The 12,562-nt window shown below is 38.5% G+C and carries 14 protein-coding genes; 8 read left to right on the top strand and 6 right to left on the bottom strand.

The annotated features are described in order from the left end of the window. Positions 1 to 23 precede the first annotated feature (23 nt). Both RCG21_RS27215 and RCG21_RS27210 read right to left on the bottom strand, forming a co-directional pair. The gene (locus RCG21_RS27215; protein ID WP_133334281.1) at positions 24 to 920 is read right to left on the bottom strand and encodes an FAD:protein FMN transferase; all 897 of its coding nucleotides are present in this window, start codon (positions 918 to 920) and stop codon (positions 24 to 26) included. Continuing rightward, positions 920 to 1,279, bottom strand: coding sequence for a hypothetical protein (locus RCG21_RS27210; protein ID WP_308913944.1), 360 nt, complete (start codon positions 1,277 to 1,279; stop codon positions 920 to 922). The genes RCG21_RS27215 and RCG21_RS27210 overlap by 1 nt, the downstream gene beginning before the upstream one ends. 140 nt (positions 1,280 to 1,419) lie before the next feature. Between RCG21_RS27210 and RCG21_RS27205 the strand changes: the two genes are divergently transcribed. Further along, positions 1,420 to 1,605, top strand: coding sequence for a sporulation protein Cse60 (locus RCG21_RS27205; protein WP_133334283.1), 186 nt, complete (start codon positions 1,420 to 1,422; stop codon positions 1,603 to 1,605). Between the two features lie 10 nt (positions 1,606 to 1,615). Here RCG21_RS27205 and RCG21_RS27200 read toward each other — a convergent pair whose 3' ends face one another. Further along, positions 1,616 to 2,887: a BaiN/RdsA family NAD(P)/FAD-dependent oxidoreductase gene (locus RCG21_RS27200; protein WP_133334284.1), complete on the bottom strand. Its 1,272-nt coding sequence runs from the start codon at positions 2,885 to 2,887 to the stop codon at positions 1,616 to 1,618. A gap of 371 nt (positions 2,888 to 3,258) precedes the next feature. Between RCG21_RS27200 and RCG21_RS27195 the strand changes: the two genes are divergently transcribed. Both RCG21_RS27195 and RCG21_RS27190 read left to right on the top strand, forming a co-directional pair. After that, on the top strand, positions 3,259 to 4,869 hold the full coding sequence (locus RCG21_RS27195; protein WP_133334285.1) for a putative polysaccharide biosynthesis protein: 1,611 nt from the start codon (positions 3,259 to 3,261) through the stop codon (positions 4,867 to 4,869). Positions 4,870 to 4,895: 26 nt separating this feature from the next. Then, on the top strand, positions 4,896 to 5,615 hold the full coding sequence (locus RCG21_RS27190) for a pseudouridine synthase (protein WP_133334286.1): 720 nt from the start codon (positions 4,896 to 4,898) through the stop codon (positions 5,613 to 5,615). Between the two features lie 50 nt (positions 5,616 to 5,665). On the opposite strand, the gene RCG21_RS27185 is transcribed toward RCG21_RS27190, so the two are convergent. Next, positions 5,666 to 6,931 (bottom strand): TolB family protein, encoded by a 1,266-nt coding sequence (locus tag RCG21_RS27185; RefSeq protein ID WP_133334287.1) that lies wholly within the window; start codon positions 6,929 to 6,931, stop codon positions 5,666 to 5,668. Between the two features lie 148 nt (positions 6,932 to 7,079). Here RCG21_RS27185 and speD point away from each other — a divergent pair, with 148 nt between their 5' ends. Then, on the top strand, positions 7,080 to 7,889 hold the full coding sequence (gene speD, locus RCG21_RS27180) for an adenosylmethionine decarboxylase (protein ID WP_026572142.1): 810 nt from the start codon (positions 7,080 to 7,082) through the stop codon (positions 7,887 to 7,889). Between the two features lie 316 nt (positions 7,890 to 8,205). Here the strand turns inward: speD and RCG21_RS27175 are convergent, their stop codons facing one another. After that, entirely contained in the window at positions 8,206 to 8,952 is a 747-nt protein-coding gene (locus RCG21_RS27175; protein ID WP_208025355.1) for an AAA family ATPase, read from the bottom strand. A 123-nt stretch (positions 8,953 to 9,075) separates the two neighbouring features. Between RCG21_RS27175 and RCG21_RS27170 the strand changes: the two genes are divergently transcribed. The 3 genes from RCG21_RS27170 to RCG21_RS27160 all read left to right on the top strand — a co-directional run bounded on the left by RCG21_RS27170 (position 9,076) and on the right by RCG21_RS27160 (position 10,703). Then, a complete protein-coding gene (locus RCG21_RS27170; protein ID WP_133334289.1) occupies positions 9,076 to 9,597 on the top strand; it encodes an LURP-one-related family protein in 522 nt (173 codons plus the stop codon). Between the two features lie 314 nt (positions 9,598 to 9,911). Further along, positions 9,912 to 10,328 (top strand): SRPBCC family protein, encoded by a 417-nt coding sequence (locus RCG21_RS27165; RefSeq protein WP_133334290.1) that lies wholly within the window; start codon positions 9,912 to 9,914, stop codon positions 10,326 to 10,328. Beyond that, a complete protein-coding gene (locus tag RCG21_RS27160) occupies positions 10,329 to 10,703 on the top strand; it encodes an ArsR/SmtB family transcription factor (protein ID WP_133334291.1) in 375 nt (124 codons plus the stop codon). 93 nt (positions 10,704 to 10,796) lie between these two features. On the opposite strand, the gene RCG21_RS27155 is transcribed toward RCG21_RS27160, so the two are convergent. Continuing rightward, positions 10,797 to 12,134, bottom strand: coding sequence for an amino acid permease (locus tag RCG21_RS27155; RefSeq protein ID WP_133334292.1), 1,338 nt, complete (start codon positions 12,132 to 12,134; stop codon positions 10,797 to 10,799). A 226-nt stretch (positions 12,135 to 12,360) separates the two neighbouring features. Between RCG21_RS27155 and RCG21_RS27150 the strand changes: the two genes are divergently transcribed. After that, a complete protein-coding gene (locus tag RCG21_RS27150) occupies positions 12,361 to 12,495 on the top strand; it encodes a hypothetical protein (protein ID WP_268884070.1) in 135 nt (44 codons plus the stop codon). Positions 12,496 to 12,562 lie beyond the last annotated feature (67 nt).

Raw genomic sequence — 12,562 nt, 5'->3', positions numbered from 1 at the left:
CACAAGTGGAATCGTTTTTTCTTTTACCTAACATTTCCCTCAAAAATTCCTCCTCTCCAAATTTTTCCCTCCTGATCAATGAGTACTGCTTGGGTTCTTTTTTCGCGGATATAACTCTTTCCATCCTTATCTCCTAATAAAAGAACGGTCTTTGCCCATACATCCGCTTCAACAGCGGTGGGGGCGGTCACGGTCGCTGAAACAATATTGCTCTCAGACGGCTGGCCGGTTCGAGGATCTATCAAATGATGCTGCCACTCCCCGTTTAACTTCCACCTTCTTTTCATGGAAGTTGAGGTTGCAACCGCACCACTTTCAATCTGAATGGAGGAGAGGAGGTTGGAAAAATCAAATGGACTCTCAATTCCAATATTTAATGACCGCGGCAATGCTCCAAAAATGCGTATATCCCCGCCGACATTAATAAAGCCAAATCCTATTTTTTCTAATAATTCTGCTGCCCGGTCAATCACCCAGCCCTTAGCAATTCCGCCTAAGTCAATTTTTGAAAAAAGAATGGCTGATTGCTGTTTCTTGTCTAAAACAAATGGTTTATTATTATGAAATACATTCGGGGAAAGGCCGGGTAATTTAAATGATTGTCCTTTAATATGCTCAATTGATTTTACATAACCGCTGCTTTCAAGCGAAGTTAATACTCCCGGATTGAAAACACCACAAGTTTCAAGAAAATATTGTTCAGCATCTGTTAGGATCGAAAACATTTCAGGAGAAACGGTTACTTGTTTGCCTATTTGTTTATTTAATTGGGATAATTCGCTATCCTCTATAAACCGGCTGCAGGTGGACTCGATTAAATCAAAAAGTTTATAGATCGGCATCAAATCATTCGCAAACATTTCTTGGTTAATCGAGATTTTCACCATTGTACTCATGGAGTTAAATTGATATTGATACATCAGGTACCACCCGTTGTTGTGTCAAAGCCATCATGATGCCCAAATGAATGACTACCGCCAGAAAATTGATCTTGATTTTGCTGAAAAGAATCATCGCGGTTCCCTTGCCCATATTGCGATGCTTGATTATCATCAAAACTAAAATTTGAATTCGAATTGGAATCTCCTGATGACTGATTTCCACTGGAATCAAGATTATTTTGTGCTTGTTGATTTGTATTTTGATTAGCCTGAGAGTTTTGACTCACTGCTGCTTGATTATTATTTCCATTTGATAGTCCGAGATAGGATACCATCCCTGCGACTAATGCCAAGCTCCCAAAGCTGACGCCCCAAGAGATTCTTTGTTTTTTATCCAATTTTCTTATCTCCTTTCCTTCTTTCTGATAGTAGTTTAAAAGCCGAACCTTAAATTATTCTTAAATTTTTGCGGGTTTTGATTTTTAAAATTCTGAAAATGAGGAAATAATGATAGGAAAAAACAAAAGGAGAGAGTAAAGTGATTCAGGTTAAACTGTTTGACCGGGAGCATGAAAAGGATTTGGAAAAGGAAATGAATCGTTTTTTAAAAGGTTTAGATGAGAAAAGCCTGCTGGATATAAAATACAATGTTGCGGCAATGACAGAGGATGAAGAGGAGGAACAAATTTATTGTTTTTCTGCGATGATTATATATAGATCCTGACAATTATTTGTCAGGATCTAGCTTTTGCAGAAAGTGCGGCATTTGTACCGGCAAGCCTTCCGGTTACAAGTGCAGAGGTAATATTGTATCCTCCTGTATATCCATGGATATCAAGTATTTCCCCACAAAAATATAAACCATTCATCATTTTAGAGCCCATCGTTTGTGGCTCAATTTCTTTTACTGAAACTCCGCCACCGGTGACAAATGCTTTTTCAAGTGGCAGGGTGCCATTCACTTTAAAGGTAAATTGCTTGCAGCTTTTTGCGAAATTACGAATTTTTTCATGAGAAACAGTTCCACACTGTACAGCAGGATCTATCTCATTGTTCTCCAGTAAAAATAGAAGGTATCGCTCTGGAAACATCCCTTTTAAGGTGTTTTTTATACTCCTCTTTGGTTCATTTTTTACCAGCTTACTAATTTCTTGAAAAAGGACCTCCTCTTTTTTGTCCGGGATGACATCTAGGCTCATCGTTACCTCTTTTAAATTCCACTTCTTCATCGCTTTGACAACAAATTGGCTGCAGCGTAAAACAGCTGGGCCGCTTACCCCAAAATGAGTAAAAATCATATCCATACGATGAGATATAATTGGTTTGCTTTTTGGATTTAAAACACTTAATTCAATATCCCTTAAAGACAGTCCCTGAAGGGTTTTCTTTTGGATAAACGCTTCGCTTGAAGTGACAGGTACTTCTGTCGGGAACAACTCGGTCACATTGTGCCCGGCTTTTTCTGCCCATGCGTATCCATCCCCGGTTGACCCGGTATGGGGAACAGATTTTCCACCTACCGCAATTACAACCGATTTTGAGGTTAGCTTTTGACCATCCCTTAGTGTAACGCCTGATACCTGCCCGTTTCCATAGAGGACTTCCTTTACGGCCGTATTTTTAAAAACCCGGACCTTCAGTTCTTCTAATTTTTGCAAGAGAGCATCTACAACTGATTGAGCTTTATTCGACGCTGGAAACATCCGCCCGTGATCTTCCTCTTTTAAGGTTATCCCGAGTTTTTCAAAAAAAGCAATAATATCCTCATTACTAAAAATGGAAAACGCACTATATAAAAATTTACCATTCCCTGGAATATGTTTTATAATTTCATCAACAGGGAGCCGGTTTGTCACATTGCACCGTCCTCCCCCTGAAATAGCAAGCTTTCGTCCAAGCTTGTCTCCTTTATCAATCAAAAGAACTCTTGCACCCTTTTCACCGGCGGCTATTGCTGCCATCAGGCCTGACGGACCACCGCCAATGACTATACAATCAAATTCCATTCTCTCACCAACTTTATGTTCCTAGAAATTTTTGGTTAAACTATTGAAATACATTATTTTATTATAAACCTTACCATTTTTTCTGAAAAGAAAACGGAAAGTCAATATTTAAAAAAATTTAATATGGTTGCTAGTAGCGTCAAAGGGAAAACAGTTGTAAACTACTATAGTGTGCAAAAAAAGTCGAATTAACTTTGAGGAAGAACATATTTTAAAATTATAACATGAATACTGTCTAGCTCCAGCGCCTGGCCCTCGAGGTCGCGTCGGGCCAGCCGATGAATTCAAAGAACGACTTCACCGGCTGGCCCGCAAGCAGCTGCCTTAGGCTGAACAAGGCGCTTACGCTTTTCGAAGTAGGAAGGGATTCTATGTCGTCTAAGCTTTTAAGAGGAACATTTATATTAACCTTTGGAACGATTTTATCAAAGGTTCTTGGCTTATTCTATGTCATACCTTTTTATCAAATTGTCGGGTCTTCGGGAACAGCGCTTTATCAATACTCGTATGTTCCTTATACGATTTTTATCAGTATTGCAACAGCTGGGGTACCGCTTGCCGTTTCAAAGTTCATTTCCAAATACAATGCTCTAGAAGAATACGCTGTTGGCCGCAAGTTATTTAAATCAGGCTTAGTGATTATGCTGTCGACCGGATTTGTCTCATTCTTAATCCTCTATTTTTCTGCCCCGCTTTTCGCAGAAATGATGTTTACGAAAAATGAGGATGTTGGTTCAAGTTTAAAGGATATCACAACGGTTATTAGGGCAGTAAGCTTTGCATTGATCGTCGTTCCGTTTATGAGTCTAATCCGCGGATTTTTCCAAGGCCATCAATCGATGGGGCCATCCGCAGTTTCGCAGGTAATTGAGCAAATTGTCCGGATTGCCTTTACACTTGCAGGTGCATATGTTGTCTTGCATTGGTTAAATGGCAGTACGGTTCAAGCGGTTAGTGTTGCAACCTTTGCTGCATTTGTTGGAGCTATCGGAAGTCTATTGATGCTATTTTGGTATTGGTATAAGAGAAAACATTATTTGGATGAACTTCTCATCCATGATAAAGGAACCATTAATATTTCATTGAAAGAAATTTATAAAGAAATCGTTCTTTATGCAGCCCCATTTGTATTTGTAGGAATCAACAATCCGTTATTCCAGGCCATCGATCAATTCACCTTTTACCGTGCATTAGGGGCAACGGAATTTGCTAAATCAGCTTTTTCCATTTTAAACTTTGAGTCTCATAAGATTGTTATTATTCCAGTCTCACTTGCAACTGGATTTTCGTTGGCACTGGTGCCAAGTATTACGAAAGCATTCGTTGAGCAAGACCGAAGTGGTTTGAATCGCCAATTAAATCAAGCATTTCAGGTACTTCTTTATTTAACTTTGCCAGCAGCCATTGGACTTTCTTTACTGGCTGAGCCTGTTTATACCGTATTTTATGAGCATAAAATGCTGGGAGTGGAAGTATTAAGAGCATATGCTCCTGTAGCAATCTTGTTTTCCTTGTATTATGTAACGGCCTCCATTTTACAAGGGATTAATGAGCAACGCTTTACTGTTTTAACCTTGCTGGTAGGATTATTGATAAAATTATCATTAAATATTCCACTGATACAAAAGTGGGGACCACAAGGGGCAGTACTGGCAACGACTCTTGGATATATGGCAGCCATTGCGATTAACTTATTCGTAATTAAAAAATTTGTAGGGTTTCAGTATCGGCTTGTCTTTCGGAGAAGCTTACTAATCTTCATTTTTGCCGGCTGTATGTGGGCAGGCTGTGAAATCGTTTATCGGTTATTAACGTTATTCCTTTCACCTGCTTCTAAAGGGCAGTCTCTTATTATCATTGTCATTACGGCAGCAGTGGGAGCAGTAATCTATTTTTATCTTGGTTTAAAATCAGGATTGATCAACCGATTATTTGGTGACCGCGTTGACCGGATAAAGCAAAAGCTGCATTTAAGAGTTTAAAAACCTTCTCAAAAGGGGTGTAAGCCATGAGAATTGATAAAATGCTGGCGAATCTTGGATATGGGAGCCGTAAAGAAGTAAAACAGCTTCTAAAAAGCGGTGCCGTAAAAGTAAACGATGTTGTTGTAAAAGATGCGAAACAGCATGTGGAGCCTAATCAAGAAACCGTGACACTAAATGGTGAAGTAATTGAATATAAAGAGTTTATTTATTTGATGATGAACAAACCGCAAGGGGTTTTATCAGCTACTGAGGATAATTCCTGTGAAACGGTTATTGACATATTGGAGCTTGAGGATCAAGTGTATGAGCCCTTTCCTGTCGGTAGACTGGACAAGGATACAGAAGGTCTGCTTTTGATTACGAATGATGGTCAATTGGCCCATCGCTTACTTTCTCCTAAAAAGCATGTCCCAAAGACATACTTTGCCGTAATTGACCAAGAGGTAACGGAGGAAGATGTCCGTGCTTTCGGAGATGGGGTCACACTTGATGATGGCTATAAAACAAAGCCAGGCGAGTTAAAAATTTTAAAATCAGGGATTCGTTCTGATATTGAACTTACGATTACCGAAGGGAAATTTCATCAAGTAAAGAGAATGTTCGAAGCGGTTGGGAAAAAGGTCGTATACCTTCAGCGAATTTCGATGGGGCCGCTGGCTCTGGATGAGACACTCGAACTTGGCGAATATCGCGAACTAACGAAGGAAGAAGTGGAGTTATTGATGGAGTTTCAAGTGAAATAGAATAAAGCTAGGAAAAAGCAGCCAGTCCTGGCTGCTTTTCCATTTGGTTGCTAATGTTTTTGATTTTCGTAAACCGAATAACCGCCGATATTTTTAATCCATAGCTTTGCATTTTTTCCATCCTGATCTGCAATCCATAAATCTTCCTCAGCAGATGCAATATCTTTTTTTCGCAACCAAGTTACCTTGCTGACAGAAGGAATATAAACCGGGCTGTAATCCCCCAAGCCTGCTGGTGGATGAGTAATCTGAGTCTGCTTCTGGTCATTTATATTGATTAAAAATAAGGATGGATCGGGGCGTTTGATTGCTTCGTTTGACCACTCTTTTTCTTTTACCCTTGAAACGTAAAGTGCATTGTCATCTTTCCATCCGAATCCTAATTCAGCAAAATTCACTGGGGTCAGACTGAGGGTATTGTAGGCCGGAAGTTCAGTGACCTTCATGGTTTTATTCTTGAAACCAAAAACAATTCTTCCACCACCGGCAATGTAACCGATTAAATCTTTATGTAATGCCCACTGTGGATGATCCACTCCAAGGATAACCTCATCTAAGACCTCGAAATTCTTTCCATCCGAAGAAATAACACAAACCATATTACTGTCCATTGACCAAGACGCTGTTGGCCCCACAATAAAAGAAATCCACTTGCCATCAGGAGAAAACTGAAAATCAGTTCCATCAATTGCGATAATACTGATATTGCCTTTCTTCAATTCTTTCGGGATTGTATAAAAAGGCTTTACGTTTTTAGTTAAGCTTGTAATCTTTTTTAAATTCTTTTCCAGTGTTATTTTATAAAGGACTGGATTTGTCCATCCATCAGGGCGTAATGATGCACTTGAGGAAGTAATTAAGGAACGGCCATCAGGGAACCAATTATAATCCCCAACTCCTAAAGCAATATTATAAAAATGTTTAAGATCCGAGACATTTAACACGCCACCGCTTTTAAAGGCTACCAAATCCTCGACAGGTGACCATTTCGGATTCGTGCCATTCACCGTAATCCTTTTATGCTTTTTCGTTTCGATATTATAAACCCATATTTCTGTACTATGTTCAGAGGCCGAGCTGGCTTTTTCTTTTGTTTGGATTTGGTACAAAATCCACTTTCCATCATGCGACCATTGTGGGGCATAAGGGTAAGTACCCGGTTCTTTCGTTTGTTTCTCTTGCTTGCCATTCATCATTGTCCAAAGGAAGCCATTTTTGATATAGGCCATTTTTATATGAGCCTCAATTGGTTCTGCCTTTGCAAAGGTTGGCATGAGCAAAAATAAAATAAATACGATGGAAATTTGTTTTTTCATTCTTTCACCTCATCTTCAATTATTTTCCACAATAAAGGGAAAATTATGTTGGAAAAAACAAATGAACAATATTTGCAAATAACATGATTAGACAGTGGGTAATCTATAAATATTTACTTGGGATTTTTGAAAAGGGGGAAAGTATATCATGAAGCTAACACATGAGCAGCGGATTGAGTTACATGGCTTTAATAACCTGACAAAATCACTTAGCTTTAATATGTATGATATTTGTTATACAAGAACGAAAGAAGAACGTGAGGCCTATTTGCAATATATTGATGAGGAGTACAGTGCGGACCGATTAACCAAAATGTTAAAACATGTTTCGGACATCATTGGAGCCCATGTCTTAAATATTGCCAGTCAGGATTTTGAGCCGGCTGGAGCAAGTGTGACTCTATTAGTATCAGAAGGTCCTGTTGAGCACGCGCCATCTGAATCCTTTGAGGAATCTCCTGGGCCGTTGCCGGAATCAGTCGTCATGCAGTTGGATAAAAGTCATATTACCGTTCATACATACCCGGAATATCATCCAGATGAAGGCATTAGCACCTTTAGGGCGGATATTGATGTTTCTACCTGCGGAGAAATTTCACCGCTTAAGGCACTTCATTATTTAATCCGGTCGTTTGAGACAGATGTGATGATTGTTGATTATCGCGTTCGCGGATTTACTAGGGATAAAAGTGGCCATAAGTTATTTATTGATCATGAAATCAGTTCGATTCAAAATTATATTCCTGAAGATGTTGGCGAAATGTTTGATATGATTGATGTAAATGTTTACCAAGAGCATATTTTCCACACAAAATGTAAGCTGCGGGAATTTGATTTAAATAATTACTTATTTGGTTACACAAAGGACAAGTTATCCCCTGACGAACACATTGAAATTACCGAAAGAATTAAAATGGAAATGGACGAAATTTTTTATGGGAAAAATATTGTTCAATAGCCAAGAAGAGGGTGCCCCAAAAGTATAACTTATAGGGGCGCCCCCTTTTTGCAAATGGTTCCTTTGACTTGTCCGTTGATTTACGCTTCAGGCGCTTCGCCTTTCCGCGGGCGTGCCGGGGAGCCTCTCCTCGTCGCTTTCGCTCTTGCGGGGTCTCCCCAGCCCCTTACTCCCGCAGGAGTCTCGCGCCTTCCGCTCCAATCAACTTTGTACAAAAAATAAGAAAATCATATTCATGAATAGATCCCCGTTTCGGTAATAGGAAATCAAAAAAGAGAGCAACAAAGTTTACGAAATCAGCCTTCTTTTATGGAAATTATCCATTTAACAAATGATGAAGCATTCTTTCCTTGTTATCAAAAAACTGTTTCATCATTTTATAGTGATTGGTCTCTTCTAGAGGGCATTCATGAATCCCTTCTTCTGTAAACTCAAAAATTTTCGCATTAGGATATGCCATGATTATTGGAGAATGGGTTGCAATAATAAATTGGGAATGATCTTTAACTAGGTCATGAATTCTTGTTAGCATCGACATTTGCCTCAGCGGTGAAAGAGCGGCCTCAGGTTCATCCAATAGATAAACCCCATTGCCACGAAACCGATGAAGAAATGTGGCAAAGAAGGCCTCTCCGTGAGATTGTTCATGCAATGAGACTCCCCCAAAAGAATCGATGACTCGAGGACCGCTGCCTTCCATATCTAATTCCTCAATAGTTGAAGCAACATTATAAAAACTTTCTGCCCGCAGGAAAAAACCATCACTCGGTCGATTAACTCCTTTTATAACCCTCATATAATCCCCAAGAGGTGAGTGAGAATCATAGGTTGAAAAATTGAAGTTTAGGGAACCTCCTTCTGGATTAAAACCTAATGCAAGGCCAATTGCTTCAAGCAAGGTTGATTTTCCCATCCCATTTTCCCCAATGAGAAAAGTTACATTTGGGTGGAATTCTAATTCATCCAACGACCTAAGACTGGGCAGGTTAAATGGATATTTTTTAAAAGAAGGCACTTGACTCCTCTTTAATTGGACGCATCGTAAGTATTGATTTTTTATCATAAATATACCTCAAGAGGAAATTTTACTTTGATTGTATCAGAAACTTCTGCTTCTATTAAATGAAACTTTTTCCAAAATTTAACGTAATATTGGTAGAGAGAAAAAGTTACGAGGAGTGGCAGAATGAACAAGGATTCACTTTATTTTAAAGATAATTTTTTTTCGTCTGGCAGGACGGAGGTTTATAATAGTTTAAAAGAAAAGGTAGGGGATTTAGATCTTAAGAGCGCCTTTTCTTCTAGTATTGACGTAATAGATGGGAATGGGAAAAAGATTATTAGTGGTAGATTTGGTTTATTTAGCAATAAATGGAGAATTTTAAACGGCTGTGAGCAAGAAATAGGGATCCTTAAACAAAAGTTAACCTTCTTTGCTAAAAAATATGAATATAATGCCTTTGATCGAGGTGTTTATATCATTGAAGCAGAGGCTTTCTCCCGTGAATATGAGGTATTTGATGAACAATCGAACCAAATAGCCAAATTTGAAAAAGTAAGCGGATTCTTTGCCTCCCCAGCTTTTCAATTAACTAATCTTAAAGAGAGTCTCCGTTCAGAGGAATTAATTGCGGTTATAATGGGAGTCAATGCCATTCAAAAAAGAAGAAGTAGTAATGGAACTGCTGCAGGCAGTACGGGAAATTGATTTTTTTTAAGTTTTTAATAAATCTATTTATTGAATGAAACAGGTCTATTAAGGTGACTTTACTAATTGTAGAGTTGCCTTTTTTATTAAAAGGCTTTGTTAAAGAACAATGTTGATTTTTTAACAAAGTTGATTGGGGTGGAAAGCGAGCGCCTGGAGAGGAAATCAACAACTATGTTTAACATCCTATTAAAAAAATAATTGACATGAAACCAAAGGGTGTTATATATTTTAAATGCGAAACCAAATGGTTTCTTATTTGTTTGTACAAATCTCTTATTAAAACCGGAACATTTTGAGGAGGACTTTTAAAAATGACGAATGAAACACTACAGGATATTAGATATACAGAAATCTACAATGCTCCCATTGATAAAGTATGGGCCGCTGTTGCCACTTCAGAAGGTCTTTCTGCATGGTTCATGCCGAACGATATGGAACCGGTAGAAGGCCATGAATTTCATTTGAATGCCGGACAGTTTGGAATGTCCCCTTGTAAGGTTACACTAGTCGACCCGCCTAATCGTCTTTCTTTTAATTGGGGAAAGGATTGGACCCTTACATTTGAATTAAAAGAGTTAGAGGGCAAAACTGAATTTACCTTAATCCATGGCGGCTGGGATGCGAATAAGGTTACTGAATTTGGTGCACCGCATACTCCAATCCGTGAAAATATGAACCAAGGCTGGGCAGGTCTTGTTAAAAAATTACAAGGATATGTTGAAGCATAAATGGAAGCTTCTTCGGCCAAACATGATGTCTTTCAAGCCATCGCTGACCCAACTCGCCGAAGGCTGCTAAAACTTTTAAGCCAGCAGGAAATGCCTGTTAAAGATATAAGCGATCAATTCCCAATTAGCCGGACCGCCGTTTCCAAGCACTTAAGAGTATTAGCTGATGCAGGTCTGGTTAAGGAGCGAAAGGTTGGAAGAGAAACTCGGTACAAGCTTGAACCTGAGCCATTATATGAATTAAAGGACTGGCTCCAATATTTTGAAATCTTTTGGGAGAACAAACTCTCGGCGCTCAAGCGCTTTGTGGAATCCGATGAGCCCAATAATCGTAATTTATCGGGACCTGCCGGGGAAATCAAGTCTGAAGAATAGAAAAAGTGATACCCATAACAAATGGGTATCACTTTTTGGTTTAATATGAAGTGTCCACTACCTTTTTAGAGTGCTGGATATGGTTTTTTATTGCTAATTCATTTTTCGAACAGTAAAAGAAAGAACAATCAAAATTCCCATGATTACCAAACAAACAGTTGATCCTATTAGATTATTTGAATTTAAGAGAAATCCAATAAAAATGACACTTAAAGAAACAATCGCAAAAATAGTAATGAATGGGAATCCTATTACCCTGAAAAACGGTTTGCTTTTATAATGTGGTCTAAGCTTTAACTGAGCTGCACAGATGCTAATCCAAATTAACATCACTGTAAACCCTGGAATCGTCATTAAGTAACTAATTACCTGGTCTGGGGTGATATAGGCTAAAAAGATTCCGACTAAAATCCATGCACTTGTAATCAAAATCCCAGCAATCGGGGTTCCATTTTTAGAAATTTTTAATAGACTTTTCGGTGCTACACCGCTTTGTGCCATTGAAAATAAGGTTCTTGATGTAGCATAAATACCGGAATTGGCTGCTGAAAGAACTGCCGTTAAGAGCACAAAGTTCATAATATGTGCGGCACCTGGCAGCCCGGTAATACTCAATACCTGGACAAAGGGACTATCTACGCCTGATACCTTGTTCCATGGTATCATTCCGCAAATGATAAGGATTGGGAAGATATAAAAGATAATGACTCGCCATACGGCCCCTTTAATGATCTTTGGCAAAACTTTTTCAGTATCTTTTGTTTCCGTAACAGCAACCCCAATTAATTCTGCTCCGCCATAGGAAAACATTACAACTAAGAAGGCGCTGGCCACTCCGTGAAAACCGTGCGGGAAAAAACCGCCATATGCCGTATAATTGGACAGCGGGTCGTGAATCGAGCTTGGGATTATTCCTACTAGGATTAATACACCCAAGATAATAAAAGCCGTTAAAGCTAAAATTTTGATTCCTGCAAACCAAAATTCAAGCTCTCCATAGTATTTAACTTGAAATAAATTAATTCCCACAATCAATAATCCACAAAAAAGACTTAACAGCCATAATGGCGCAGAAGGGAACCAGAATTGCAGGAAACTTCCCGCAGCGAGCAACTCAACGACGGTAACAATGATCCAGTTAATCCAATAGAGCCAACCAACAATGAACGAAACTTTGAATCCAAATGCTTTATTAACCAAAAGCTGTACGTTTAAGTTTGGATAGGAAACTGCCATTTCCCCTAATGCTGCCATAATGATTAGCAATAATATTCCGCCAATAAAGTATGTTAATACAACACCTGGACCAGCGATATTTAATGTATCTGAACTTCCTTTGAAAATTCCGGTCCCAATCATTCCAGCTAAGGCAATAAGCTGAACATGACGAGGTAATAACCCTCTTTTTAATCCTTGATGATTTTTTTCCAAAATGCTCCAACCCTTCTATATTCAACAAGTTTTCTTTTGCGCTTAAACGCTTTTATGTGTTAAAGATTTTTATATTAATATAATATATTTTAAAAGTTTATAAATCAAGTATAGTCTGATATCTTTGCCATAATGATAAATAATTTCACTTTAAGAATTTTTTTGCCTAAAGGAAACTTTTTAGATTTCACGAATAAAATAATAGTAAAATTGGAGGGTGATAGAAATGAATTCGACACCGCGTATCCATAAAAAAATCTTAAAATATTCTTTCCTTTTTAAAATGCTGGGCATTATAAATGACCAGGAATTTAAAGCAATAACGGGTGTAGATTTTTTACATGCTGACGGTAAAAGGTAAGTGGCGGAATTTTTCTAGGAATGACTTATTTTAAAAAGGGCAAAAAAATAGCAAGCGAAATCATCGC

The sequence above is a fragment of the Bacillus salipaludis genome (assembly GCF_030938565.1).
GTDB classification, from domain to species: Bacteria; Bacillota; Bacilli; order Bacillales; family Cytobacillaceae; genus Neobacillus; species Neobacillus salipaludis_A.
This window is presented reverse-complemented; position numbering and strand designations above follow the sequence as displayed.

Coding starts and splice junctions, on each gene's coding strand:
- RCG21_RS27215 (WP_133334281.1), bottom strand. CDS start 920: ATGTATCAATATCAATTTAACTCCATGAGTACAATGGTGAAAATCTCG.
- RCG21_RS27200 (WP_133334284.1), bottom strand. CDS start 2,887: ATGGAATTTGATTGTATAGTCATTGGCGGTGGTCCGTCAGGCCTGATG.
- RCG21_RS27195 (WP_133334285.1), top strand. CDS start 3,259: ATGTCGTCTAAGCTTTTAAGAGGAACATTTATATTAACCTTTGGAACG.
- RCG21_RS27190 (WP_133334286.1), top strand. CDS start 4,896: ATGAGAATTGATAAAATGCTGGCGAATCTTGGATATGGGAGCCGTAAA.
- RCG21_RS27185 (WP_133334287.1), bottom strand. CDS start 6,931: ATGAAAAAACAAATTTCCATCGTATTTATTTTATTTTTGCTCATGCCA.
- speD (WP_026572142.1), top strand. CDS start 7,080: ATGAAGCTAACACATGAGCAGCGGATTGAGTTACATGGCTTTAATAAC.
- RCG21_RS27175 (WP_208025355.1), bottom strand. CDS start 8,952: ATGATAAAAAATCAATACTTACGATGCGTCCAATTAAAGAGGAGTCAA.
- RCG21_RS27170 (WP_133334289.1), top strand. CDS start 9,076: ATGAACAAGGATTCACTTTATTTTAAAGATAATTTTTTTTCGTCTGGC.
- RCG21_RS27165 (WP_133334290.1), top strand. CDS start 9,912: ATGACGAATGAAACACTACAGGATATTAGATATACAGAAATCTACAAT.
- RCG21_RS27160 (WP_133334291.1), top strand. CDS start 10,329: ATGGAAGCTTCTTCGGCCAAACATGATGTCTTTCAAGCCATCGCTGAC.
- RCG21_RS27150 (WP_268884070.1), top strand. CDS start 12,361: ATGAATTCGACACCGCGTATCCATAAAAAAATCTTAAAATATTCTTTC.